This is a genomic window from Achromobacter aloeverae (genome assembly GCF_004121055.1).
In the GTDB taxonomy this organism is placed as follows: Bacteria; Pseudomonadota; Gammaproteobacteria; order Burkholderiales; family Burkholderiaceae_B; genus Bordetella_C; species Bordetella_C aloeverae.
The window spans coordinates 291,146-316,976 of sequence record NZ_PYAL01000003.1; the positions used below are offsets into that span (position 1 = coordinate 291,146).

A 25,831-nucleotide genomic window follows, 5' to 3' on the forward strand; every position below is an offset into this window, starting at 1 on the left:
CGATCGCGCATGACCCTATCGTCGCTGCCATCGCTGCCATCTGGCCTGATCGTCATCCACAGCAACTTGTCCGAGTCGCTGCGCGACGTGCTGGTCGGGTGGCTGGACCGCCACCCGCTGGGTCCGCTGGAACAGGAAGTGGTGCTGGTGCAAAGCAGCGGCATCGCCCAGTGGTTGAAGCTCGCCTTGGCGGCGGACGTGGCGGACGGCGGCAGTGGCATCGCGGCGGGCCTGGATTTCCTGCTGCCCTCGCGCTTTCTCTGGCGCGCCTACCGTATCGTGCTGGGCACGCAGGCCGTGCCCGAGGTCTCCCCTTACGACAAGTCGCGCCTGATGTGGCGCCTGCTGCGCCTGCTGCCGCAGGTGATGACACAGCCGGTCTATGCGCCCTTGCAGCGCTTCCTGCATCGCGACGACGATTGCCGCAAGCGCTATCAGCTGGCCGAGCGCCTGGCCGACCTGTTCGACCAGTACCAGGTCTACCGCGCGGACTGGTTGGATGCATGGGCGCGGGGACAGGATGTGTTGCCGCGAGACAGCGGTCCCGCGCGGCCGCTGCCGGATGCGCAGCGCTGGCAGGCCGCCCTGTGGCGGGCATTGCTGGACGACGTGGCGGCACAGGCCGAAGCGGGAACGGCATCGGGGCCCGCCGCGGCCGCCGCCTATGTCGCGCCTTCGTCCGACGGCCGTGCCGCCGTGCATGCGGCCTTCATGCGGCGCGCCGAGCAGCTGGGCGACGCGCCGCCGCCCGATCTCCCGCGCCGCATCGTGGTGTTCGGTATATCGACGCTGCCGCGCCAATCGTTGGAAGTCCTGGCGGTGCTGGCGCGCTGGACCCAGGTCCTGATGTGCGTGCACAACCCTTGCGAGCATTATTGGGCGGACATCATCGAAGGCAAGGACTTGCTGCGCGCCAGCCACGCGCGGCAGGCGCGGCGCGCGGGCGCGCCCGCCGTCATCGGCGAGGATGCCCTGCACCTGCACGCCCATCCGCTGCTGGCGGCCTGGGGCAAGCAGGGGCGCGATTTCATCGGCCTGCTGGACGAGCACGATGACCGCGATACGCGCGAGGCCTTCCTCGCCCGCTACGGCGACCATACCCAGCGGCTGGACCTGTTCCAGTCGCCGGTGGCCGCCGGCCCCACGCTGTTGCGGCAATTGCAGGACGACATCCTTGACCTGCGCCCCTTGCACGAGAGCCGTGCGCTGTGGCCGGCGGTCGACGCGGCGCGCGATACGTCCATCCGTTTCCACGTCGCGCACAGCCGCCAGCGCGAAGTGGAAATCCTGCACGACCAGCTGCTGGCCGCGTTCGACGACGACCCGGGCCTGCGGGCACGCGACGTCATCGTGATGGTGCCCGATATCGAGGCCTACGCGCCGCACGTGCAGGCCGTCTTCGGGCTGTATGCCGCCGACGACAAGCGCGCCATTCCCTATACCCTGGCAGACCGCGGCAAGCGCCATGTCGATCCGCTGCTGCATGCGCTGGAGCACCTGCTGCAGCTGCCGTATGCCCGCTTCGCCGTCAGCGACCTGATGGACCTGCTGGAGGTGCCGGCGCTGCGCCGCCGCTACGGCATCGCGGAGGACCAGCTGCCGCTGCTGCACAACTGGATGCGCGGCGCCAATATCCGTTGGGGCCTGCACGATGAACAGCGCCGGTCGCTGGGCTTGCCCGCGGCCGACACGGCGGCGGCGCCCAACACCTGGCTGTTCGGCATGCGCCGCGTGCTGCTGGGATATGCGGTGGGCGCGCGCGGCGGCGATTGGCAGGGCATCGAGCCGTATGGCGACGTGGGCGGCCTGGACGCCGCCTTGCTGGGCAACCTGGCGGAATTGGTGGCGGCGCTGGAGCACTGGTGGCGTGAACTGGCGGAACCCACGGCGCCGGAGCGCTGGGGCGAGCGCTTGCGCGGCCTGCTGGAGGCCTTCTTCGAGGAAGAGGCCAGCACCGACGGCCTGGTGCTGCGCCAATTGCGAGGGCAGTTGCAGGCCTGGCTGGAGATCTGCGCGCAAGCCAATGTGACCGAGCCCCTGCCGCTGGCGGTGGTCGGCGAGCACTGGTTGTCGGCGCTGGACGAAGGCGGATTGACGCAGCGCTTCTTCGGTGGCGCGGTGACGTTCGCCACGTTGATGCCGATGCGCGCGATACCGTTTCGTCACGTGTGCCTGCTGGGCATGAACGACGGCGATTATCCGCGTGTGCGCATTCCCATGGACTTCGACCTGATGGGCCGCGACTATCGGCCGGGCGACCGCTCGCGCCGCGAGGATGACCGCTATCTGTTCCTCGAGGCGCTGCTGTCGGCGCGCGACCGCCTGTACGTTTCGTGGATAGGCCGCAGCGTGCGTGACAATACGCCGCGGCCGCCGTCCGTCCTGGTGAGCCAGCTGCGCGATCATCTGGATGCGGGATGGCGACTGGCCGGCGCCGAAGCGAGCGTTGCGGGTACCTCGAACGGTGTGGCGGCGGCCTTGACCGTGGAGCATCGCTTGCAGCCGTTCAGCCCCGATTACTTCACCGCCGATCCCCGACGCTCGCCCCTGTTCACGTACGCGCGGGAATGGGCGCGCGCGCCGGGCACGGCGGCGGACGCCGCGCCACGCCCGGCGCCCTTGCCGCCTGTTGCGCGTGAGGAGCCGCTGTCCTTGCGCGAGCTGGCCGACTTCCTGAAGGCGCCCGTGGAAGCGTTCTTCCGCCAGCGCCTGCAGGTCAGTTTCTCCGCCGAGGATGTGGTGGCCGAGGACATCGAGCCCTTCGCGCCCGACGCGTTGGAGCAATGGCAGTTGCAGGACCGATTGATCAAGGCCCAGGCGCGTGCCTTGCAAGCGGGGGACGGGCCGGCGCCGGCGCGCGACGATGTCCTGGCCGCCTGCATGCGGGCCGGCGAGTTGCCGGCCGGGGCCTTCGGCGAACTGGCGGCGGCCGACCTTGCCGCGCCGCTCGACGAAATGATGGCGCGCTATGCCGCCGCCCTGGAGCGCTGGCCCACGCCGGTGGAGGGCGAACTGGCGGTGCGCTTTACTGTCGACCGCCATACCCTTGACGGCGTCGCCCCTGAGCGTTTTTCTCCTTCCCGCTTTTCTGCCGACACTACGCCGACCGATGCGGCAGCCTTGCGCGCGCCGGCCTGGACGGCGGGAGATGCGCCGGGGGGTGTCCTGGACTTGACCTCGGCGCCGACCCGGTTGGCGCTGGAAGACTACCTCGGCGGCCTGCGGCTGAGTGACGACGGCCAGCGGTGCCGGCTGGTCCTGGAAAGCAGCAGCCTGGTCCCCAAGGGTCGCTATCGCGCGGACAAGGTGGTGGGGCATTGGGTCGCGCACGTCGCGGCGCAATTGGGCGGCCAACCGGTCACCACGCTGGTGATCAGCAAGGCCGGCGATATCGAATTCGCCCCCGTGCCGCTTGAGCGCGCGCGGGCATGGCTGGGCCTCTGGCTGGCGGCGTGGGAAGCGGGGATGCGCCGTCCGCTGCCCCTTGCCGTGGGCGCGGCCTTCGAATGGTTGACCCGCCTGCCGGAGGACGCCGATCAGGGCGCCGTGGAAGCGGCAGGCGCCGAGCCTGGGGCGGGCATGATTCCAGGCATCGCGCGCGATGCGGACGACAGCCTGCCGCCGGGCGCGCTCACCGGCGCGCGCGCCGTCGCCTGGCAGCAGGCGCGCAAGGTGTATGAAGGCGCGCCCATGATGGAAGGGGAAGTCGACCGCAGCGCGTATCTGCGGGCGGTCTATCCGGATTTCACCGCGCTGACGCGCGGCGGCGAATTCCAGGCGCTGGCGCGGGCCCTGCTGCGTCCCATGCGGGCCGCGCTCTACGCGGACGCCAAGCCGGACAAGACTGCCTCGCGCGGCGACGCGCGGCCCGCCCGTTCCGGCAAGACCGACAAGGACGCAGGCAGGCAAGGCGCGGACGGCAAGGATGCCGCGGGCAATCCCACGGCGAAGCATTGCGCGGGAGCCAATGATGACCCCGTCTGACCGCGACGCTCCCGTCGACCTCGACGTCCTGCGCTTTCCGTTGCGCGGCAGCCGCCTGATCGAGGCCAGCGCCGGCACCGGCAAGACGTATACCATCGCCACGCTGTATGTGCGCCTGGTGCTGGGGCATGGAGACGACGCGGGACTGGGCCGGCCCCTGGTGCCGCCCGAAATCCTGGTGGTCACGTTCACCGATGCCGCCACGCAGGAGCTGCGCGACCGCATCCGCGCCCGCCTGGCCGACGCGGCGCGCGTCTTCCTGGCCGATCCGGCGGATGCCGATGCGGACCCGGTCGGCGGCGATGTCCTGCGCGACCTGCGCGCCGCGTATCCGCCCGATACGTGGGGAGCCTGCGCGCGCAAGTTGCAGCTGGCGGTGGAGTGGATGGACGAGGCCGCCGTGTCCACCATCCACGGCTGGTGCAACCGCATGCTGCGTGAGCACGCCTTCGATAGCGACAGCCTGTTCCAGCAGACGCTGGAGCAGAACAGCGCGCCCTTGCTGGCCGAAGCGGCGCGCGACTACTGGCGCGTCTTCATTGCGGGCCTGGACAGCGCCGGCGCGCGCGAACTGCGCGCCTGGTGGGCCAGTCCGGACGCCTTGCGGGAAGACGCCGCGCGCCTGTTCAGGTATGCGCCGCAGCTGGACGGCGGGCTGGACGGCGGCCTGGCCGCGCCGCGCGAGCTGCTGGCCACGGCGCGCGACGCGCGCACCCGCGAGCTGGCCGCGCTGAAAGACCCCTGGCCCGCGTGGCTGACCGCGCTACGGGAAATCTTCGACGCGGGTGTTGCCGCGAAGCGGGTGGACGGACGCAAGTTCCAGGCGCGCTACTACAACGGCTGGCTGGATGCCTTGCAGGCGTGGTGCGAGGCGCCGGACAGCCTGCTGCCCGAACTGTCCGACACCGCCTGGCAGCGCCTGTCGCCGGCTGGCATGGAAGAGGCGTGGAAAGGCGAGCCGCCCGACCATCCCGCCTGCGCGGCCCTGGCGGCGCTGCGCGAGCGGGTGCTGGCCCTGCCGGCCGCGCGCAACGATATCCTGAAGCACGCCGCCGCCTGGATGCGGCGCCGCTACGCGCAGGAGCAGGCACGGCGCGCGCAGATGGATTTCGACGACCTGCTGGGGCAGCTCGACCGCGCGCTGGCGGGCCCCAACGGCGCGGTGCTGGCGGCGGCCATGCGCCAGCAATTCCCGGTCGCGCTCATCGACGAATTCCAGGATACCGATCCCGTGCAGTACCGCATCTTCGATGCGGTCTACCGCCTGGCCGAGGATCCCGAGGATTGCGCCCTGATCCTGATCGGCGATCCCAAGCAGGCCATCTATGGTTTCCGTGGCGCGGATATCTACACGTACCTGCGTGCACGCGCGGCGGTGGACGGGCGGCTGTACGCGCTGAAGACCAATTACCGCTCGACCCAGGCGATGGTGTCGGCGGCCAACCATTGCTTCGAGGTGGCGGAGCGTCATCCGGAAGGCGACGGCGCTTTCCTGTTTCGCACGCCGCGCGGCAATCCCGTGCCCTTCACCGGCGCGTTGGCGCATGGTCGCGCGGACCGCCTGGTGATCGAGGACGAGGACGCACCGGCGCTGACAGCCTGGTGGCTGTCCGGGGGCGAGGACGGCGCGCCGGTGGGCATCGGCGCCTACCGCGAACAGATGGCCGCCGCCTGCGCGGGCGAGATCGCGCGCCTGATGGCCCTGGGCCGGCAAGGCCGCGCCGGCTTCGTCAGCGCGCATTTGCATGCGCCGGCCGGTACCGATGCCGATGCGGACGCGGACACGGATACGGACGCCGATACGGCTGCCGGGGCCCATGCCGCGCCGCGGCCGCTGCGCCCGGCGGACATGGCCGTGCTGGTCAACAGCGGCCGCGAGGCGCGCATCATCCGCCAGGCCCTGGCGCAGCGGGGCGTGCGCAGCGTTTACCTGTCGGAAAACCAGTCCGTCTACCTGAGTCCGCAGGCCGCCGACATCGAGCACTGGCTGCGCGCATGCGCCGAACCGGACGACCCGCGCCTGCTGCGCGCGGCGCTGGCCACGCCGACGCTGGGCCTGTCGTGGGAGGCGCTGGACAGCCTCAACAGCAACGAGTGGGAATGGGACCGCCGTGTGGACCAGTTCCGCGGCTATGGCCGCGACTGGCGCGTGCTGGGCGTGTTGCCCATGCTGCGACGCCTGCTGGACGACTTCGACGTGCCGGCGCGCCAACGCGCGGGCGGCGTGGCCGACGCCACCGCCGGCGAGCGCAGGCTGACGGACCTGCTGCACATCGCGGAACTGCTGCAACAGGCCAGCGTGCGGATCGAGGGCGAGCATGCATTGCTGCGTCACCTCGCGGAAATGCGCGCGGCCGCCGCGGAAGGCGAAGAGAATGATGCCCTGACCATAAGGCTGGAGAGCGATGCCGACCTACTGCGCATCGTGACGGTGCACAAATCCAAGGGCCTGGAATATCCCCTGGTGTTCCTGCCTTTCGCCATGGCCTTCCGGCCGGTGGACGTGGACGACCTGCCCCTTGCCTGGCATGACGCCGATGGCGACTTGCACGTGACGCTGGAACCGGACGAGGGCGCCCAGGCGCGCGCCGATCGCGAGCGCCTGGGCGAGGACCTGCGCAAGCTCTACGTCGCGCTCACCCGGGCGCGCTATGCCACCTGGCTGGGTTGCGCGCCCATCGCGAATGCGCAGGCCAGCGCGCTCGGCTATCTGCTGGGGCAGGGCCGGCCGCTGGATGCGACAGCATTCGACGCCGTGCTGGATCGCTGGCGCGGCGATCATCCGCATATCGCCGTGCGGCCCGCGCCGGTCACGTCCGATGCCGTCTATCGCGCCGCCGTCTCGACCGCGCGGGACGGGCGGGCCCGCGAGATGTCGCGCGGCGTGCGCGAGCATTGGTGGGTGGCCAGCTATTCGGCGCTGCGCACCGTCGAGGACGGCCCGTCGGAGGCGCCCGACACCGCGGCCGAGGACGTCTATGTGGAAGCCTCGGCCGGCCCCATGGCGGCGGACGGCGAGGCGTCGCCGGCCATCGCGATAGCGGTGGCGAACGCCGCGCCCGCGGCTTCCGCCATGCAGCTGAGCCTGGGCAATGCCGGTCCGCTGCATGCGTTCCCCGCGGGCGCCGAGGCCGGCACCTTCTTCCACGAATTGCTTGAATGGGCCGCGGCCCAGGGCTTCGGCCAGGCGGCCGCCGATGCCGGCGCGTTGCGGGACGCGGTGGCGCGCCGGTGCCAGGAACGCGGCTGGGACGACTGGGCCGGCCCGCTGTCCGATTGGCTGCGACATTTCCTCGGCTTGCCCCTTGCGCTGCCGGCCCAGCCCGCGGACGGCGCGGACGGCGCGGACGGGAGACACGCGTCTGCCGAGGCCACCGCGCCGGACCGCCGCGTCGCCGCGCCCGGGCCCGTGGCGCTGGCCGACCTCGATCCGCGCGCCTGCGTGTCGGAAATGGAATTCTGGTTTGCCGCGCATGATGTCGCGGCGACCCGTATCGACGGGCTGGTATGCGCGCATGTGCATCCGGGCCATCGACGCGCGGCGCTGGCGCCCGCCCGCTTGAACGGAATGCTCAAGGGCTTCATCGACTTGGTGTTCGAATACCAGGGGCGCTACTACGTGGCCGACTACAAATCCAACCGGCTTGGGCCGGACGATGCGGCGTACGACGCGCGCGCCATGCTGGGCGCCATCCTCGACCATCGCTATGAGTTGCAATACGTGCTTTATCTGCTGGCGCTGCATCGCCTGCTACGCGCGCGCCTGCCGGACTATGACTACGATCGCCATATCGGCGGCGCCGTCTATCTATTCCTGCGCGGCAGCCATGCGCCGGGCGGCGGCGTCTACATCGATCGCCCGTCCCGCGCGCTGATCGAGGCGCTGGACGCGCTCTTCGCCGGCCACGGCGACAGCGGATCGCAACCCGCCAGGGAGGCTGCATGAGTCGGCCGGGCCGCCCCAAGGGCGAATCCTCCCTCGGGGAGGGTGCCGCGCAGCGACAGGAGGGCTCCCGTCCGCCGGTCCATCGGCGCAGCGCGTCCGCGCCGCTGGACGATGCGGCCAGGTTGCGTTCGACCCTGGATGACTGGGTCGAACGGCGCTGGCTGCGCCGCCTGGATGTGGTGTTCGCCGATTTCCTCTGGCGCGAAATACCCGATGCTTCACCGCGCCTGATCCTGGCCGCCGTGCTGGCCAGCCATCAGCTGGGCCACGGGCATGCCTGCCTGGACCTGGCGGCGGCGCTGGACGATCCCGCCGTCACCCTGGCCCTGCCGCCGGAAGACGCGCCGGCGGCTTCGCGCGAGTCGCCGCCCGCTTTCTACCCGGCCCAGCTGCTGGAGCAACTGACGCTGCGGGACTGGCTGGCGGCGCTGGACGACCCGCGCCTGGTGGGCGCGGGACCCGGCCGCACGCCGCTGGTGCTCGCCGGTGGCGCGCGGCCGCGCCTCTACCTGCGGCGTTGCTGGCAGTACGAGCAGGACATCAAGCAGGGCATCACCCAGCGCCTGCAACGCAATGCCGCGCTACAGGCGGCATTGCCCACGGCGCGCCTGCGCGAATACCTGGACGCGCTGTTCGCCGGCGCGGACGCGGGCGATGACGGCGTCGACTGGCAGAAGGTGGCTTGCGCGATTGCCGCCGGCAGCGCCCTCACCATCATCACGGGCGGACCAGGGACGGGCAAGACCACGACCGTGGTCAAGGTGCTGGCCGTCCTGCAGGCGCTCGCGCTCGATGGCGCGGACGGTCCCCTGCGCATCCGCCTGGCCGCGCCGACCGGCAAGGCCGCGGCCCGGCTGAGCGAATCGATTTCCGGCGCCGTGCAGCGCCTGGCCGCTCTGGACGGTTTGCCGCGGGCCCAGGCGGTGCGCGCCGCCATCCCGACCAAGGTGGGCACGCTGCATCGGTTACTGGGCAGCCGTCCCGGCACGCGACGTTTTCGCCATGACCGCGACAACCGCCTGGCGCTGGACGTACTGGTCGTCGACGAGGCCTCCATGGTGGACCTGGAGACCATGGCCGCGGTGCTGGATGCCTTGCCGCCCGCGGGCCGCCTGATCCTGCTGGGCGACCAGGACCAGCTGGCCTCGGTGGAGGCCGGCGCGGTGCTGGCCGATCTTTGCGTGCATGCGCGCGAGGGCCGCTATACGCCGGCCACGCGCGATTGGCTGGCGCGGGTCAGCGGGCAGCGGTTGCCGCCGTCGCGCCTCGATGACCAGGGTGCGGCCCTGGACCAGGCCGTGATCATGCTGCGGCACAGCCACCGCTTCGCCGCCGACAGCGGCATCGGCCGTCTGGCCGCCGCGGTGAACGACGGCGATGTCGCCGCCGCGCGGATGTTCTGGCAAGTGCCGGCCGATGGCGTGCGCAAGCTGGTCGGCGCGGCATGCGAACGCGCGTTCGCGGCGCTGGTGCTGCACGGCCGCGACGAGCAGCCGCCGGCAGGGGCGGCGGAAGTGCTGACCGGCATGGCGATGCAGGACCTGGCGCCGTCGCAGGCCGCGCCCGGCGCACGAGCTTCCGAAGGCTATGCCGATTATCTGGCCATCCTGCGCCAGGGGCCCGCCGATACGGATCCAGGCACCCTGGACGCATGGGCGGCCGCCGTCCTCAGGCAGCACCAGCGCTTCCAGCTGCTGGCGACCCTGCGCAACGGCGAGTGGGGCGTCGAGGGCCTGAACCGGCGCGTGGCCCGCCTGCTGTTCGAACAAGGGCTGATCGCGCAAGCCGACGGCTGGTACGCCGGCAGGCCGGTCCTTGTCACGCACAACGACTACGCGCTGGGCCTGATGAACGGCGACATCGGCATTACCTTGCCGGTGCCCGGCGCGCAAGCAGAGGCCCTGGCCGCCATCGGACACGGCGAAGGCCTGCGGGAGCCCGCCACGACCTTGCGCGTGGCCTTCACCAGCAGCGATGGCAGCGGCCGCATCAAGTGGGTGCCTCCCAGCCGGCTGCAAGCGGTGGAGACCGTCTACGCGTTGACGGTGCACAAGTCCCAGGGGTCTGAATTCGAGCATGCCGTGGTGGTGTTGCCGGAGCGCCTTGGTCCCATCCTCACGCGCGAATTGCTCTACACCGGCATCACGCGCGCGCGGCGCCGCCTGACCCTGCTCAGTCCGGGCGGCGAGGCGGTTCTGGAACAGGGCATGGTGCGCCAGGTGCGGCGCGCCAGCGGCCTGTTCCCGGAACGCCTGGACGGCGCGGCCGATACGTAGCGCGGCCCGTCCGCCGCCAGCGTCACCGATCCGGCGCCAGGTACAGGCTTTCCTTGATTTCTTCCATCACCACGTAGCTGCGCGATTCGGCGGAATTGGGCAGGCGCCGCAGCATCTCCCCCAGCAGGTGGCGATACGCGGTCATTTCGCTAAGGCGCGCCTTGACCAGGTAATCGAAGTCGCCCGAGACCAGGTGGCACTCCATGACCTCGGGAATGTGCAGCAACTCCTCGCGCACTTTCTCGAAGACGTCGCCGGACTTGGCCGACAGCTTGATCTCCAGGAAAACCAGCAGACCCTTGCCCAGCGCTTGCGGACTGACCCGTGCGTAGTAGCCGGTGATCACGCCTTCGCGCTCCAGCCGCCGCACCCGCTCGGTGCAGGGCGTGGCCGACAGCCCCACCTGTTCGGCCAGTTCGGTCATGGACAGGCGGCCTGACCGCTGCAGGAGGTCGAGGATTTTGAGGTCGGTGCGGTCAAGCTCGCGCATTTCACTATCCCTGGCGTGAAAGTCGGGGTGGCATTCCGGATCTTACCTATTCGGCGGCCCAATTTCAGTGAAATTCACTCCCTGTCTGTGCTTAGACTATCTATTTCTCCCTGTCCCTTTTCCTCTTTTCATAACGGTTATCCGCGATGCGTGTCCTGGTCCTTGGTGGCGGTGTCATTGGCATTTCCACGGCTTACTATCTGTCGCGCCAGGGGGCGTCCGTGACCCTGGTCGACCGCCAGCCCGGGCCGGCCCGGGAAACCAGCTACGGCAACGCCGGCCAGGTCTCGCCCGGCTATTCGACCCCGTGGGCCGCGCCCGGCATCCCGCTCAAGGCCCTGAAGTGGATGTTCCAGCGCCACGCGCCGCTGGCCATCCGCCCTGACTGGACGCTGGACCAGCTGCGCTGGATGGGCGCCATGCTTTCCAATTGCTCGCCGGCGCGCTACGCCGTCAACAAGGAACGCATGCTGCGCTTGGCCGAATACAGCCGCGACTGCCTGCGCGCGCTGCGCCAGGACACCGGCGTCCAGTACGAACAGCGCACCGGCGGCACCTTGCAGCTATTCCGCGACCAGGCGCAGATGCAAGCCGCGCGGCGCGACATCGCCGTGCTGGAGGAAAACCGGGTGCCCTATGAACTGCTGACCGCGGCCGACCTGCATCGCGTCGAGCCGGCGCTGGCGGGCGCGGCATCCCGCCTGACGGGCGGCCTGCGCCTGCCCAACGACGAGACCGGCGATTGCCGCTTGTTCACGGTCCGGCTGGCGGAAATCGCCGCCCGCCAGGGCGTCCGGTTCCTCTACGACACCGAGATCCGCGCCATCGAGGCCCGGGACGGCCGCATCGTCGGTGTCCGGGCCGGCGGCGAAATGCTCGATGCGGACCGGTACGTGGTCGCCCTGGGCAGCTACAGCCCGCGCCTGCTCCAGCCGCTGGGCCTGCGCCTGCCCGTCTACCCGGTCAAGGGCTATTCGCTGACCGTTCCCATCACCGACCCCGGCAAGGCGCCGGTATCCACCGTGCTGGACGAAACCTACAAGGTGGCCGTGACGCGCTTCGACGACCGTATCCGGGTGGGCGGCATGGCCGAAATCGGCGGTTTCGACCTGCGTCTGAATCCCCGCCGGCGCGAGACCCTGGAATTGGTGGTCAACGACCTCTATCCAGGCAGCGGCGACGTGGCGCGCGCCGAATTCTGGACCGGCCTGCGGCCGATGACGCCCGACAGCACGCCCGTGGTCGGCGCCACCCCGTTCCATAACCTTTTCCTGAACACCGGGCACGGCACCCTTGGCTGGACCATGTCTTGCGGGTCGGGCAAGCTGTTGGCCGACCTGATTACCGGCCGGCCGCCGGAGATTTCCTTGTCGGGCCTGGATATCTCGCGCTACGGTGTCGACCGTCACGCCCCGGTGTCCGAAGCCTTGGCCTGATTCGCCGCCACCGGCAGGCCCTGCAGCATGGCCAGCAGGGCGGACGCGGAATAGGGCTTTTCGAGCAGCTCGAAGTCGTGCACGCCTTCCTCGGCCAGCACATGGCTGTAGCCGCTGGTCAGCACCACCCGCAGCGTGGGCCAGCGCTGGCGGATGATGGCGCCCAGCTCCAGGCCGTTCATGCCGGGCATCACCACGTCCGAGAACACCAGGTCGAAGGCGCCGTCCCGCTGGGCCAGGGTGCGCAGCGCGTCCTGGCCGTCCGTGGCCCAGGTCACTTCCACGCCCAGCTCGGCCAGCAGGTTGCTGGCGAAGCTGCCCACGGCCTCGTTGTCTTCCACCAGCAGGACCTTGTGCGCCACCAGGGGCGGCTCGGCGGTGTGCGCGCGCGTCGAAATGCCCAGGGGGGTGGTCCCCTGGGCGCGGGGGAAATACAAGGTGAAAGTCGTTCCCACGCCCACCTCGGTCTGGACGGCGAGTTCGCCGCCGGATTGCTTGGCGAAGCCATAGGCCTGGCTGAGTCCCAGGCCGGTGCCCCGGTTCACCGTCTTGGTGGTGAAGAACGGTTCGAAGATGCGCGACAGCACCTCCGGTGCGATGCCGCTGCCGGTATCGGTGACCGACACCGCGACGAATGCTCCTTGCGCGCCGGCATGGTTGCGCACCGCCGGCAGCCTGTCGGTATTGCGCGCGGCGATGCGCAGCAGGCCGCCGCGCGGCATGGCGTCGCGGGCGTTGATGACCAGGTTCAGCACGGCGGTCTCGAACTGGCTGGGATCGGCGTGGACGGGGTCCAGGCCCTCCGGCAGCTCGAACTCCACGCGTACCGGCGACCCCACGGACGTCAGGATGATGTGCTCCATGCCGCGCAGGCGTTCGGCAACGTCGAAGGTCTCCGGCCGTAGCGGTTGCTTGCGCGCGAAAGCCAGCAATTGGCGGGTCAGTTCAGCGGCCCGCGTGGCGGTGTCGACGATGGCCGCGAGAAAGCGGTCGCGCTTTTCGGGCGCCAGGTCCGGGCGGCGCAGCAATTCGGCCGACGAGCGGATGACCGTCAGCAAGTTGTTGAAATCGTGCGCCACGCCGCCGGTGAGGCGGCCGATGGCCTCCATCTTCTGTGCCTGGTTGAGCGCCTCGCGGCTGCGCTCCAGCGCCCGCTGCACCTCGCGCTGTTCCGTGACGTCACGGGTGATCTTGGCATAGCCCAGGAAACTGCCGTTTTCGTCGCGGATGGGATGGATGGCCACCGTGGCCCAGAAGCGATGTCCGTCCTTGCGTACGCGCCAGCCCTCATGCTGGTACTTGCCTTGCGTGCGGGCGGCTTCCAGCGCCTCTGAGGGTTCACCGCGCGCCCTGTCCTCTTCCGTATAGAACATGGAAAAGTGGCGGCCGATCACCTCTTCCTCGGTATAGCCCTTGATCGCCTGCGCGCCGGAATTCCAGTTGGTGATGTAGCCGTCCGGATCGAGCATGTAGATCGCGTAGTCGCGCACGCCCTGCACCAGCAGGCGGAAGCGCTGCTCGCTGGCGTAGAGGGCATCCCGCGCGGCCTTCTTGTCGCTGATGTCGCGCGTGACCTTGGCGTAGCCGATGATGGCGCCGTCGGGCCCGCGCACCGGATCGATGACCACGCTGCACCAGAAGCGGCTGCCATCCTTGCGCACGCGCCAGCCCTCGGCCTCGAAGCTGCCATTTTCGGCGGCCGTGCGCAGGGCCTTCGCGGGTACGCCGTTGGCGCGGTCTTCCTCGGTGTAGAAGCGCGAGAAATGCTGGCCGATGATCTCGCTGGCCGTATAGCCCTTGAAGCGCTGCGCGCCCGGGTTCCAGCTGCTGACGTAGCCGTTCGCGTCGAGCATGTAGATCGCGTAGTCGCGTATGGCGTCGACCAGCAGGCTGATGCGCCGGTCGTCGCCGATCTGCGCTGGGGGAGTGGCCGTCGCGGGGACGTTGGAGGTCATGTCGGTAGTCTGGATGCGGAATTCTGCGCTGAAAAGTCTAGCGCAAACCGGGGGTGCTGCCTTGCTCATCCGGAAGAAACGAGCATCGCAAGTGCAACATATTATGGAAAAATCCTCAGGGTTGCGCGACCTTGGCCGCGATGTATTGCCGCAGCCATGCGTGGCCGCTGTCATCCTGGTAGCGCTCGTGCCAGTACAGGGATACCGACAGGGGCGGCAATTTCAGCGGCGGGTCAAGCAGCACCAGCCCGTTCTGGCGCGCCGAGGCCCGGGCGATGCTCAGCGGCATGGTGGCGATCAGGTCCGATGCCGCCACCACATACGGGCAGACCATGTAGCTGGACAAGGTCGCGGCCACCGTGCGCTTGCGATTATTGCTTTGCAGCAGGCGGTCGATGGCGCTGCTGAAGTAGCCGGTGTGCGCGGCCAGGTCGACATGGCCATAGCGCAAGTACGCGTCCAGGTTCCAGCGCCGCCCCAGGCAGGGATGCTGCTCGCGTACGATGCAGACGGCCGGCTCCTCATAGAGGAAACGCGCGCGCAGATTGGGTGAGGGATCGGGAAAGTAGCCGGCCAGCAATTCGACGTGGTTGGTGTCCAGCATGCTCATGCCATGCAGCAACCTTGCCGGCATCACGCGCAGGTGGACGTGCGGCGCGTCCTGCGCCAGTCCGGGCAGCACGCGCGGCAGCAGGGTGAACTGCATATAGTCGGTGGCGTACAGGGACACCGTGCGCGTGGAGCGGCGGGGCTCGAACGCCTCGTGTTCGCCCGTGGCGCGCCGCCAGCGGGCCAGCAGGGGCTGGAATTCCTGCTGCAATGCCAGCCCCTGCGGCGTCGGTTGCCAGGACGTGTTCTCGCGCACCAGCAAGGGATCGTTGAACAGCTTGCGCAGCCGGCCCAGCGCCGCGCTCATGGCGGGCTGGCTGATGCTGACCTGGTCGGCGGCGCGCGATACGCTGCGACAGGTCATCAAGGCATCGAAATGGATCAGCAGGTTGAGGTCGGGATGCTTCATGCGTGGCGCGAGGGGAAGGAAGCGGGAAGGCGGGCCTGCGCGCCGGATCCAGGGTCGATCCGTTCCGGGGGAGGCGGCCAGGCATAAATGACGTTGATGTGACTATAAATGCAAAACGGAGACGGCCGGTGGGTCCCGATCCTAGGATGTTCCCGTAGCAAGCGTCGCGGGGCCATGGGGCCACCGCAAGGCGACAAAAAGGGGAATATCGATGAATGCAGGCCTTATCCGAAGGTGCGGCGCATGGGCCGCGGGCGCCATCGTGGCGCTATCCGCCGTTTCCGCCCAGGCTTCCTGGCCCAATGACAAGATCATCCGCCTGGTGGTGCCTTTCGCCGCCGGCGGGTCGACCGACCTGATCGCCCGCAAGCTGGCCGACGGCCTGGGCAAGCAGCTGGGCGCCAATGTGATCGTGGAAAACCGCCCGGGCGCGGGCGGCACGGTGGGCACCGACTACGTCGCGCGCCAGCCGGCCGACGGCTACACCATCCTGATGGGTTCCGTCAGCACGCACGGCAGCGCGCCCTGCATCTATCCCAAGCTGCCCTACGACGCCGCCAGGGACTTCACGCCGCTGGCGGTGGTGGCGACCATCCCCAACGTCATCGTGATCAACAAGGACGTGCCGGCGCGCAACCTGCAGGAATTCGTACAGTTGCTGAAGCAGGATCCGGAAAAGTACACCTACGCGTCCAACGGCCCGGGCACCTCCAACCACCTGGCGTCGGCGCTGTTCACCAGCACCGCCGGCGTGAAGATGACGCATGTTCCCTACCGCGGGTCCGGCCCGGCGCTGATCGACCTGCTCGGCGGCCAGGTCAACATGATGATGGACGTGGTGATGACATCCTATCCCTACATCAAGGAAGGCAAGATCCGCGCCCTGGCGGTGACCTCCTCGCAACGCAGCAAGCTGCTGCCCGATGTCCCCACGGTGGCCGAATCGGGCTATCCGGGCTTCGAGGCCATCGTCTGGTTCGGCATGCTGGCGCCGCCGCATCTGCCCACCGATATCCGCGACCGCCTGAGCAAGGCCATCGTGGACGTGCAGAACGGTCCGTCGCTAAAGCCCTATCTGGAAGAACAGGGCGCCGAAGTGTCCAGCATCGCCAACGACGCTTTCGCCAGTCTGATCAAGAACGAAACCGCGAAGTGGTGCAAGGTCGTCAAGCAGGCCAACATCCGTCTCGATTGAACCACGCTTGAACCCCGCCGCGCCGGCGCCGGCGCGGCGCGCTACTCCCAAACACCGATATCCAACCCAGGATGAAAAACGATATGTACCGTATCGGCATAGACGTCGGAGGCACGTTTACCGACTTCACCATGATCGACGAAAGCGCCGGCGTGGTGCACTTTCACAAGGTTCCTTCCACGCCCCACGATCCGTCGCAAGCCATTGCCTCCGGCATCGAGGGCATGTTGCGCGAACATGGCGTGCGAGCCTCGCAGGTGTCGCATGTGGGCCACGGCACCACGGTGGCGACCAACCTGATCATCGAACGCAAGGGCGCCGCCGTCGGCCTGATCACCACGCGCGGTTTCCGCGACGTGCTGGAGATCGGCCGCCAGACCCGGCCGCATCTCTACGACTACAGCGTGGGCAAGCCGCCGGTGGCGGTGCCGCGCCAGTTCCGCATCGAAGTCGGCGAGCGCGTCGAGGCCAGCGGCCGCGTGCGCGAGGCGCTGGACGAACAGGCGGTGCGGCAGGCGGCGCGCTACTTCGCCGAGCAGGGCATAGGCGCGGTCACCATCTGCTTCCTGCACTCCTACCGCAACCCCGCGCATGAACTGCGCGCGCGCGAGATCGTCGCCGAGGAAATGCCGGATGCCTACATCAGCCTGTCCAGCGAAGTCCTGCCCGAATTCCGCGAGTACGAGCGCCTGTCGACCACGGTGCTGAACGCCGCGGTGGGGCCGCGCATGGCGCGCTACCTGGAGTTGTTCCTGCAGCGCGTGCGCGAGCTGGGCATTGCCCATGAGCCGCATACGGTGCATTCGAATGGCGGCCTCATGTCCATCGCCAGCGTGCGCCAGTTCCCCGTGCGCACCTGCCTGTCCGGCCCGGCCGCGGGCGTGGTCGGCGCGGCAGCCGTGGGGCGGGTGATCGGCAGCCCCAACCTGGTGACCTTCGACGTCGGCGGCACCAGCACCGACGTATCGCTGATCTGCGAAGGCAAGCCGCTGTTCACCTCGCACCGCCAGGTGGCGGGCTATCCGGTGAAGACCCCCATGGTCGACATCCACGTCATCGGCGCGGGCGGCGGCAGCATCGCATGGATGGACGATGCCGGTGCGCTGAAGGTCGGGCCGCACAGCGCCGGGGCCGTGCCGGGACCAGTGGGTTATGGCCGGGGCGGCGTCGAGCCGACCATCACGGATGCCGAGATCGCCTTGCAGCGCTTGAATCCGGTGGCCTTGCTCAATGGCCGCATGCCGGTCCACGCGAAGGAAGCGCGCGCGGTGATCGAGGAAAAAGTCGGCAAGCCGCTGGGCCTGGGCGTGGAAGCCGCGGCGGAAGGCATCCTGCGTATCGCCACCGCCAACATGAGCCGCGCCATCCGGGCCGTATCGACCGAACGCGGGCACGACCTGTCGCGCTTTGCCCTGTTCGCCTTCGGCGGCGCCGGCCCCCTGCACGCGGTGGAAGTCGCCGAGGAGTGCGGCATCCCGCGCGTCATCGTGCCGCAGGAGCCGGGCACCATGTGCGCGCGCGGCATCCTGCTCAGTGACATTTCCTTCGATTTCGTACGCAGCGAGATCACGCTGGCGCGGCCCGAGGGATGGGCCAAGGTCGCCGCCATCTTCAACGCGCTGCGCGACCAGGCGCAGACCTGGCTGGCGACCGAGGGCGTGGCCGAACCGCTGCGCGCGGCGCACTGCGCCATCGACGCGCGCTACGAAGGCCAGAACTTCGAGGTGCAGGTGCCGCTGGACGATACCGGCCCGGACGGCCTGGCCGCGTTCATCGACGCGTTCGGCCAGGCGCACGAGCGCGAGTATGGCTATAACGTGGACGACCGCGCCATCCAGATCATCAACTGCCGCGTACAGGCGGTAGGCCAGGTCATCAAGGCGCCGCTGGCGCCGCGCCGCGTGGAGGGCACGGTGGACGGCGCCCGGATCGGCACGCGCGCCAGCTATTTCGGCGCGGCGCACGGATGGGTCGAGACGCCGGTCTACGATCGCAACCGCCTGCCCACCGGCGCGGCATTCCAGGGTCCTGCCCTGGTCGAGGAAATGAGTTCCACCACCATCATCGGCGTCGGCCATCGCGCCATCGTCGATGACTACGGCAACCTGATCATCACCCTGCGAGGCTAGGACCATGACCGAGATCCAACGCACTGACGACGATCTGGCCGATCCTATCGGCATGGAGGTCTTCTGCAATCGGCTGCTGTCGATCACGGAAGACATGAACAACACCCTGGTGCGGGCATCGTTCTCCACCAACATCAAGGAACGCAAGGACTGCTCGGTGGCGTTGTTCGATGCCGCCGGCCGCCTGGTGGCGCAGGGCACGCAGATCCCGCTGCACCTGGGGTCGCTGGATGGCGCCATGCAGGCCATCCTGGCGCGCTTCCCGGTGGCGAAGATCGCCGATGGCGATGTCTTCATCTGCAACGATCCCTACCTGGCCAACGGCAGCCACCTGCCGGACATCAATATCGTCACGCCGGTGTTCTGGGAGGGCACGCTGCGGTTCTTCGCGGCCAACATCGCTCACCATTCCGACGTCGGCGGCCCCGTGCCGGGCTCGATCGCCGGCGGCCTGGGCTCGATCTTCGCCGAGGGCATCCGCATCCCGGTCAGCCGCATCGCGCGGGCGGGCGAGATCGACGAGGACCTGCTCAACCTGATCTGCGCCAACACCCGCGATCCGGAAGAGCGCCTGCTCGACCTGCGCGTGCAGATGGCCACCAATCGCCGTGGCGCCGCGGCCGTGCAGGGCCTGGTGCGCCAGATGGGCCTTGACGCCGTGCTGCGGTCGGTGGAGGACGTCATCCGCTATACGCGCCGCCGCCTGCTCAACCGCATCGCCGAACTGAAGCAGGGCAGCTACACCTTCCACAGCGACCTCGATGATGACGGCATGGGCGGGGACCCCGTGCGCATCCAGGTCACGTTGACCGTGCGCCCGCAGGGACTGCATTTCGATTTCGCCGGATCGGGCAAGCAGGCGCGCGGCGCCATGAACCTGCCGGTCAACGCCTTGCGGGCGTCCGTGTACTACGCGGTCAAGGCCTTGCTGGACCCGGATATCGCGCCCAACGCGGGCCTGTTCGAGCCCATCACGGTGGAGGCGCCCCTGGGCACCATCACCAATCCGGAGCACCCCGCCGCCGTCGGCGCGCGTTCGATCACCGCGCAGAAGGTCGCCGGCGCCATCTTCGGCGCGTTCCGCGGCCTGCTGCCGCCCGAGAAGATCATGGCGTCCGGCAATGACTGCTGCCCCGCCATCGTGTTCTCCGGCAAATGGGGCACCCGGGCCGGCGAGTTCGTCTACCTGGAGACCTTGGGCGGCGGCGCCGGCGCGCGCTACGACAGTGATGGCATGGATGCCATCCACGTCCACATGACGAATACCTCCAACCTCCCGGTGGAGGCGCTGGAAAACGAATATCCCCTGTTGATGGACGAGTACGCGATGATTCCCGATTCCGGCGGCGCGGGCCGGACCCGCGGCGGCATGTCCATCGCCAAGCAGATCCGCGCGCTGGTGCCGGGCATCGTCTTCTCGGCCCGTTCCGACAGCCACACCGTGGGCGTGGCGACCGGCGTGGATGGCGGCGCGGACGGACGGCGCGCGCGCCTGTTGCGCAACTTCGGCACCGCGCGCCAGGAAGAACTCTTTTCCAAGACCGCCAACATCACCTTGCAGGCCGACGAAAGCGTGCGCATCGAAACGCCCGGGGGCGGCGGCTACGGCGCGCCCGCGGCGCGTGCGCAAAAGGCGCTGCAACGCGACCTGCTCGACGGCAAGGTCACGCTGGCGGCCGCGCAGTCGGCCTATGGCGCCAGCGCGGACGCCTTGGTGACGCTGGCCGGGCCGCTGGCCAGGCCCGCCGGCGGAAACGGCTGAGCGACACCGGGGACGGCGCCCCGCGCGGCGACGTCGTTCGCGGGGGCGGCCATGGTGGGCCCGCAGGAATGCACGGCGGCCCATCGCCGGGAGGCGCGGCCCCGGCCGGTGCACCGCCTCGTCAGTCGACGATGAACAGCTTGGCGCCGATATCGGTGGACGACCGGTGCGCCTCCGCCTGGTCGGCCACCTGGTAGCTCATGCCCGGCAGCAGCGTGAAGCGGCGGCCATCTTCCAGTTCCGTATCCAGGCGCCCTTCCAGGCACAGCAGGATATGGCCCTTGCTGCACCAGTGGTCGGCCAGGTAGCCGGGCGTGTACTCCACCATGCGCACGCGGATGTCGCCGAACTGGCGGGTACGCCACAGCGCATGGCCGGTGTCGCCGGCATGATGGGTGGGTTCGATGGTGGACCAGTCCGTGGTGCCGAAGGGGATGTTGCTGATCTGCATGTTTGCGTCTCTGTAGTGTGGCCGCCGATATGTCTCAATCGCGGAAATTGTCGAACTGCAGCGGCAGGTCCACGTCCGTCTTCTTCAACAGCTGGATGGCGGCTTGCAGGTCGTCGCGCTTCTTGCCGGTCACGCGCAGCTTGTCGCCATTGATCTGGGTGTCCACCTTGAGCTTGGCAGCCTTGATGGCGGCGATCAGCTTCTTGGAAACGGCCTGCTCTATGCCCTGCTTGAGCGTGATCTTCTGGCGCGCGCCGCCCAGGTTGACGTTGGCGTCGGCGGCGTCGATGCAGCGGGGGTCGATGCCGCGCGCGGTCAGGCGGCCGCGCAGGATATCCAGCATCTGCTTGAGCTGGAACTCGGACGGCGCGACCTGGGTGATGACGAACTCCTCGAGTTCGTATTTGGCGTCGGTGCCCTTGAAATCGAAGCGGGTCGACAGTTCACGGTTGGCCTGGTCGACGGCATTGCTCAATTCGTGTTTGTTGACTTCGGAAACGACGTCAAAAGAAGGCATGATGGTGTCCTGTGCAATGATTGAATCCGCGGTCCGGCCCGGCCGGCGCCCGATCAGGCGCGCTGGCCGGCGCCAGCAGGCGTGATTTTCCCACGCCCTGGCGGCCGCGCGATCGCGTTATGCTAACTCGCTGTCCCCGCAGGAGGAACACCATGCATCCTGGCCATCCGCCCCAGCCGAAAGAGGTGACCATCCGGCAGCGCGCGCAACGCACCATCGCCCTGTTCGAGGCGCTCAAGGGCGTGGCGGCGCTTGGGGCCAGCATCGGCCTGTTGAGCCTGCTGCACCATGACCTGCGCAAAATGGTGGTCGATCTCATCGGCCATTTCGGGCTGGACCCGGGCGGCCGCTATCCGCGGACCCTGCTTCATTATGCCGACGTGTTGCAGGACACCAGCGTGCGCGTGCTGGTCAGCCTGGCCGTCGCCTATGTGGCGCTGCGCCTGGTGGAGGCCTATGGCCTCTGGCATGACCGGATCTGGGGAGAGTGGCTGGGCGCCTTGTCCGGCGCCATCTATATCCCCTTCGAAGTGCGCCATCTGCTGCACGCCCCGTCCGCGTTCGCGGCGCTGGTGGTTGCGGCCAACGCGCTGATCGTGATTTTCCTGGCCGCGCAATTGTGGCGCCGCCGTGCCGTGCCGGCGCGCGTCTGAGGCCGGGTGCCCCCCGGGCCCCGGGGCGGCGGCCATCCGCCGTGGTCGCCCAGGCGTGCACAGCCGCGCGTAATGGTTGCGAGCGGCTTGCCAGGTGCCCGCTCAGTGCGTGCGTCCGCGCACTTCCACCCGCTGCGTCCACTCCATGGCGGTCTTCACCACCAGCGTCACCAGGGCCATGCAGGCCAGCAAGGCGGCGGCGGTGAAGGCGCCCACGGTCTTGTAGTCGTCATTGAGCTGCTCGATCAGCAGCGGCAAGGTCACCGTCTTGCCGCGGATGGCCCCCGACACGACCGACACGGCGCCGAATTCGCCCACCGCGCGGGCATTGGTGATAACGGTGCCGTACAGCAGGGCCCACTTGATGTTGGGCAGCGTGATGTGGCGGAAGATCTGCCAGCCGTGGGCCCCCAGTGTCAGCGCGGCGTATTCTTCGTCGCTGCCCTGCGTCTGCATCAGGGGAATGAGTATGCGAGCCACGAAGGGCGACGTTACGAAGACCGTCACCATCACGATGCCCGGCCAGGCGAACATCAGCTGGATATCGTTTCGGCCCAGCCAGCCGCCGATGGCGCTTTCCGCGCCGTAGACAACCAGGTAGCACAGGCCCGCCACCACTGGCGAGGTGGCGTAGGGAATGTCGATCAGCGTGGTCAGGACGGCGCGTCCACGGAACTCGTAGTGCGTGACGCACCATGCCAGCAGGATGCCGAAGACAATGTTGATCGGCACCGTCAGCAGGGCGGCCAGCAGGGTCAGCAGGATGGCGTGCTGCATATCGCTGTCCACCAGGTTCTCGACCAGCATGGACCAGCCGCCCGACAGGGCACGCGCGAAGATCAGCAGCAGCGGCAGCAAAAGCAGCAGGGCCGCGCCCGCCACGCCGATGGCGATGAGCGTCCACTGACGCCAGTTCTTGGGTTTGCGCATCTGGGTGTCCTCAGCGGCCCGGTCGCTGCCACGGCAGCAGGCGGCCTTGCAAGACCTGCAGGGTGAACAGCAGCAGCAGCGACGCCGCCAGCACCACGGTGGCGATGGCGGACGCGGCCGGATAGTCGAATTCGGACAGGCGGACGAAAATCATCAGCGACGTAATCTCCGTCTTCAGCGGGATGTTGCCGGCGATCATCACCACCGCGCCGAACTCGCCCAGGCTGCGGATGAAGGCTTGCGAAGCGCCGGTGAACAGCGCCGGCACCAGGGCCGGCAGCAGGACGCGCCAGAAGGTCTGGCGATCGTTGGCGCCCAGGGTGTGGGCGGCTTCCTCGTATTCGGGACCGATCTCGGCCAGCACCGGCTGCACCGAACGCACCACGAAGGGCAGGCTGGTGAAGATCATGGCGATGGTCAGGCCGGGAAAGGCGTAGCTGATCTTGTAGGGGGCGAACCACTGGCCGACCCAGCCGCCCGGCGCCAGCAGCACCGACAGCGTCAAGCCCGCCACGGCGGTCGGCAGGGCGAAGGGCAGGTCCACCAGCGCGTCGAGGAAGAGCCGGCCGGGAAAGCGGTAGCGTTCCAGGATCCAGGCCAGCAGCAGGCCGAACACCAGGACCACCACGGTGGAAATGGCCGCGCCTTCCAGGGTGACGCGGTAGCTGGCCAGCACACGCGGGTCGGTGATGGCGCGCCAGTACTGCGCCAGGCTCATCTCGCCGGTGTAGGCGAAGAGCGCGGCGATGGGAAAGAGAATCACCAGCGAGATATACAGGCTGCTCACGCCGAAGCTCAGGCCGAAGCCGGGCAGCGTGGGTTTTTGCAGGAAGAATTTCGGCATGGGCCTGGTTGTGGATTAAAGCCGAACGGCCGCCAATAAGGCGGCCGGCGCGGGCGGCAGGGGGCGGCGGTCAGGGGCTTGCAGTTCCAGACAAGCGGTCCGGGACACAGGTCCCTGACCGCGCCAGCCGGCGATCTTACTTGCCCGCCAGCAACTGATCCAGCACGCCGTTGGCCGAGAAGTGTACCTTCGTGATGTTGTCCCAGGTGCCCAGCACGTCCGTCGGGTTGATCAGGCGGACTTCGGGGAATTGCGCGGCGTTGGCCTTCACGACCTGCGGATCCCGCACGCGGTAGTAGAACGTCGCCAGCAGCGCCTGGATTTCCGGGGTGTACTGGAACTTCAGGTAGGTCTCCGCCAGTTTTTCCGTGCCCTTTTCCTTGGCGACCTTGGAGACGACGGCGACGGGGAACTCGGCCAGCACGCTGACGGGCGGGACCACGACCTCGAAACCCTGGGCCTTGAATTCATCGCTCTTGGCGATATTGTTGACCTCGGACTCGAAAGTCAGCACGGCATCGCCCTGGTTGTTCTGGGCAAAAGCCACCGTTGCGCCGCGGCCACCGGTGGGGAAGCTTTCCACGTTGTGCAGCAGTTTGCCCACGAAGGCGCGCGTCTTGGCGTCATCGCCCTTGAATTTCTCGTTGGCGTAGAGCCAGGCGGCCAGGTACGTATAGCGCGCGTTGCCCGAGGTCTTGGGGTTGGGGAACACCACCTTCACGTCGTCGCGCACCAGGTCGTCCCAGGTCTTGATGTGCTTGGGATTGCCCTTGCGCACCAGGAAGGCGATGGTGCTGTAGTACGGCGAGCTGTTGTTGGGAAAGTGCTGCTGCCAGTTCTTCTCGACCAGGCCGCGCTGGGCGAGGATATCGACGTCCGGCACCTGGTTGAACGTCACCACGTCGGCCTTCAGGCCCTGGATGATGGACTGGGCCTGGCGCGACGTGCCGCCGAACGATTGCTCGATCTTGACCTTGGTGTCGTTGGTCTTGTTCCAGCTTTCCTCGAACTTGGGATTGATGGCGGAGAACAATTCGCGCGCGACATCGTAGGACGAGTTCAGCAGGACTTGCGACTGCTGGGCCTGGGCGGCGGCGCCGGCCAGCAGGGAGGCAGCGGTGAAAGAGGCGGCGAAAAGACGGCTGATCAAGGAAGGCTCCGCGAAGACGGGGTGGTCCGGCAGCGCGAAGAGAAGGGGCCGGCTGTTAAGGCCATATCTTGCGTATGCGTATCGCGCTGTAACTGACCCCGATGATGCCGGGGAGTCTAACTAACGTAAAAGAATAAATATTCGTTTATATATTTCTTATGGAAATAATGCGGGATGTCGGGCCTATGCGCGACCTGGCCGGCGCCTATGGCTGCGGCAGGTTGGCGCGGATCAGCAGGCCGGCCACCGAGTCGGTCGGCGGGATATTGGGCAGGGCATCCCCCGGCCCGAACCACCGGGCATCGATGATTTCCGTACCGTCGACCTGGATCTCGCCGTCCAGGTATTCGGCGGTGAAGGCCAGCATCAGCGAATGCGGGAACGGCCAGGATTGGCTCTGGAAATACCGCAGCTGGTGCACGCGCAGGCCCACTTCCTCCAGGACCTCGCGGTGCACGGTTTCCTCCAGGGACTCACCGGCCTCGACGAAACCGGCCAGCGCGCTGTAGCGCGCCGCGGCGAAATTGGCGTTGCGCGCGAGCAGGATGCTGTCGCCTTTCTTGATCAGCACCATCATGGCCGGGGAAATGCGTGGGTAGTTGCTGTGGCCGCACTTGGGGCACTTCAGGCAGAACTCGTGCGCCACCCGCTCGGTCGGCGTTGCGCAGACGCCGCAATAGCGATGCGTGCGCGCCCATTCGGCCACCTGGAAGGCGCGGCCTGCGAGGACGCCGGCCGGCGCCTCCAGTTCGCCCATCACCTCACGCAGGCGGCGGAAGACGTAGCCGGGGGGCGGCGTACTGTCCCGGCCAAGCGCCAGGGCCAGACAGGCTTGCCCGCGGTGCGTGCCTATCGCGTTCCAGGCCGCGTCGGGGCTGGCCAGGTGATGACGGATTTCGTCCAGGGGCAGCACCGGTCCTTCTTCCCGCACCAGCAGCTCGCCGCCGCGAAAGGCGAAAAGATAAGCCCCCGAGGGAGCAGGCGAGGTGCTGGGAGCGAGCGGCGGGAGCGACATGGGTAAATCCTGGGCGTTCGATGAGGGGCCGGGTCGGGCTGACACAGCCGCGATCATCCGGAAAAAAAGGGTCCTGACGT

Annotated in this window: 17 protein-coding genes; 8 read left to right on the plus strand and 9 right to left on the minus strand. The window is 68.4% G+C overall.

What is annotated here, in order from left to right; genetic code table 11:
* The first annotated feature begins 9 nt into the window (after window positions 1-9).
* Genes recC through recD form a run of 3 tightly spaced genes read left to right on the plus strand, consistent with a single transcriptional unit; the run spans window position 10 to window position 10,206 of the window.
* Entirely contained in the window at window positions 10-3,984 is a 3,975-nt protein-coding gene (gene recC, locus C7R54_RS12415; protein WP_129150747.1) for an exodeoxyribonuclease V subunit gamma, read from the plus strand.
* Window positions 3,968-7,930: an exodeoxyribonuclease V subunit beta gene (gene recB, locus C7R54_RS12420; protein WP_204524327.1), complete on the plus strand. Its 3,963-nt coding sequence runs from the start codon at window positions 3,968-3,970 to the stop codon at window positions 7,928-7,930. Before recC ends, recB begins: the two co-directional genes overlap by 17 nt.
* Window positions 7,927-10,206: an exodeoxyribonuclease V subunit alpha gene (gene recD, locus C7R54_RS12425; RefSeq protein ID WP_129150748.1), complete on the plus strand. Its 2,280-nt coding sequence runs from the start codon at window positions 7,927-7,929 to the stop codon at window positions 10,204-10,206. Before recB ends, recD begins: the two co-directional genes overlap by 4 nt.
* A 22-nt stretch (window positions 10,207-10,228) precedes the next feature.
* On the opposite strand, the gene C7R54_RS12430 is transcribed toward recD, so the two are convergent.
* Window positions 10,229-10,696, minus strand: coding sequence for a winged helix-turn-helix transcriptional regulator (locus C7R54_RS12430; RefSeq protein WP_129150749.1), 468 nt, complete (start codon window positions 10,694-10,696; stop codon window positions 10,229-10,231).
* 146 nt (window positions 10,697-10,842) lie between these two features.
* Here C7R54_RS12430 and C7R54_RS12435 point away from each other — a divergent pair, with 146 nt between their 5' ends.
* Window positions 10,843-12,132 carry a D-amino acid dehydrogenase gene (locus C7R54_RS12435; RefSeq protein WP_129150750.1) on the plus strand — a complete coding sequence of 430 codons (1,290 nt, stop codon included), beginning with the start codon at window positions 10,843-10,845 and terminating at the stop codon, window positions 12,130-12,132.
* Here the strand turns inward: C7R54_RS12435 and C7R54_RS12440 are convergent.
* Both C7R54_RS12440 and C7R54_RS12445 read right to left on the minus strand, forming a co-directional pair.
* Window positions 12,102-14,087, minus strand: a complete 1,986-nt coding sequence (locus C7R54_RS12440) for a hybrid sensor histidine kinase/response regulator (protein ID WP_129150751.1) — start codon at window positions 14,085-14,087, stop codon at window positions 12,102-12,104. The two genes, C7R54_RS12435 and C7R54_RS12440, sit on opposite strands and share 31 nt — an antisense overlap.
* 115 nt (window positions 14,088-14,202) lie before the next feature.
* On the minus strand, window positions 14,203-15,105 hold the full coding sequence (locus C7R54_RS12445; protein WP_129150752.1) for a LysR family transcriptional regulator: 903 nt from the start codon (window positions 15,103-15,105) through the stop codon (window positions 14,203-14,205).
* A 211-nt stretch (window positions 15,106-15,316) separates the two neighbouring features.
* Between C7R54_RS12445 and C7R54_RS12450 the strand changes: the two genes are divergently transcribed.
* The 3 genes from C7R54_RS12450 (at window position 15,317) to C7R54_RS12460 (ending at window position 20,191) form a co-directional block, all read left to right on the plus strand.
* Window positions 15,317-16,300 (plus strand): Bug family tripartite tricarboxylate transporter substrate binding protein, encoded by a 984-nt coding sequence (locus C7R54_RS12450; protein ID WP_129150753.1) that lies wholly within the window; start codon window positions 15,317-15,319, stop codon window positions 16,298-16,300.
* An 83-nt stretch (window positions 16,301-16,383) separates the two neighbouring features.
* The gene (locus tag C7R54_RS12455) at window positions 16,384-18,429 is read left to right on the plus strand and encodes a hydantoinase/oxoprolinase family protein (RefSeq protein WP_129151049.1); all 2,046 of its coding nucleotides are present in this window, start codon (window positions 16,384-16,386) and stop codon (window positions 18,427-18,429) included.
* 4 nt (window positions 18,430-18,433) lie between these two features.
* Complete coding sequence (locus C7R54_RS12460; protein ID WP_129150754.1) at window positions 18,434-20,191, plus strand: hydantoinase B/oxoprolinase family protein; 1,758 nt, start codon at window positions 18,434-18,436, stop codon at window positions 20,189-20,191.
* A 121-nt stretch (window positions 20,192-20,312) separates the two neighbouring features.
* Here the strand turns inward: C7R54_RS12460 and C7R54_RS12465 are convergent, their stop codons facing one another.
* Window positions 20,313-20,642 carry a DHCW motif cupin fold protein gene (locus C7R54_RS12465; protein WP_129150755.1) on the minus strand — a complete coding sequence of 110 codons (330 nt, stop codon included), beginning with the start codon at window positions 20,640-20,642 and terminating at the stop codon, window positions 20,313-20,315.
* A 34-nt stretch (window positions 20,643-20,676) separates the two neighbouring features.
* The gene (locus C7R54_RS12470) at window positions 20,677-21,159 is read right to left on the minus strand and encodes a YajQ family cyclic di-GMP-binding protein (protein WP_094851123.1); all 483 of its coding nucleotides are present in this window, start codon (window positions 21,157-21,159) and stop codon (window positions 20,677-20,679) included.
* A 152-nt stretch (window positions 21,160-21,311) separates the two neighbouring features.
* Here C7R54_RS12470 and C7R54_RS12475 point away from each other — a divergent pair, with 152 nt between their 5' ends.
* The gene (locus C7R54_RS12475; RefSeq protein ID WP_129150756.1) at window positions 21,312-21,812 is read left to right on the plus strand and encodes a DUF2127 domain-containing protein; all 501 of its coding nucleotides are present in this window, start codon (window positions 21,312-21,314) and stop codon (window positions 21,810-21,812) included.
* A 102-nt stretch (window positions 21,813-21,914) separates the two neighbouring features.
* Here C7R54_RS12475 and cysW read toward each other — a convergent pair whose 3' ends face one another.
* From cysW to nudC, 4 genes are all read right to left on the minus strand, one after another.
* A complete protein-coding gene (gene cysW / locus C7R54_RS12480) occupies window positions 21,915-22,742 on the minus strand; it encodes a sulfate ABC transporter permease subunit CysW (protein WP_129150757.1) in 828 nt (275 codons plus the stop codon).
* A gap of 10 nt (window positions 22,743-22,752) precedes the next feature.
* Window positions 22,753-23,586: a sulfate ABC transporter permease subunit CysT gene (gene cysT / locus C7R54_RS12485; RefSeq protein ID WP_129150758.1), complete on the minus strand. Its 834-nt coding sequence runs from the start codon at window positions 23,584-23,586 to the stop codon at window positions 22,753-22,755.
* A 136-nt stretch (window positions 23,587-23,722) separates the two neighbouring features.
* On the minus strand, window positions 23,723-24,736 hold the full coding sequence (gene cysP, locus C7R54_RS12490; RefSeq protein WP_129150759.1) for a thiosulfate ABC transporter substrate-binding protein CysP: 1,014 nt from the start codon (window positions 24,734-24,736) through the stop codon (window positions 23,723-23,725).
* Window positions 24,737-24,941: 205 nt separating this feature from the next.
* Window positions 24,942-25,751 (minus strand): NAD(+) diphosphatase, encoded by an 810-nt coding sequence (gene nudC, locus C7R54_RS12495; RefSeq protein WP_129150760.1) that lies wholly within the window; start codon window positions 25,749-25,751, stop codon window positions 24,942-24,944.
* Window positions 25,752-25,831 lie beyond the last annotated feature (80 nt).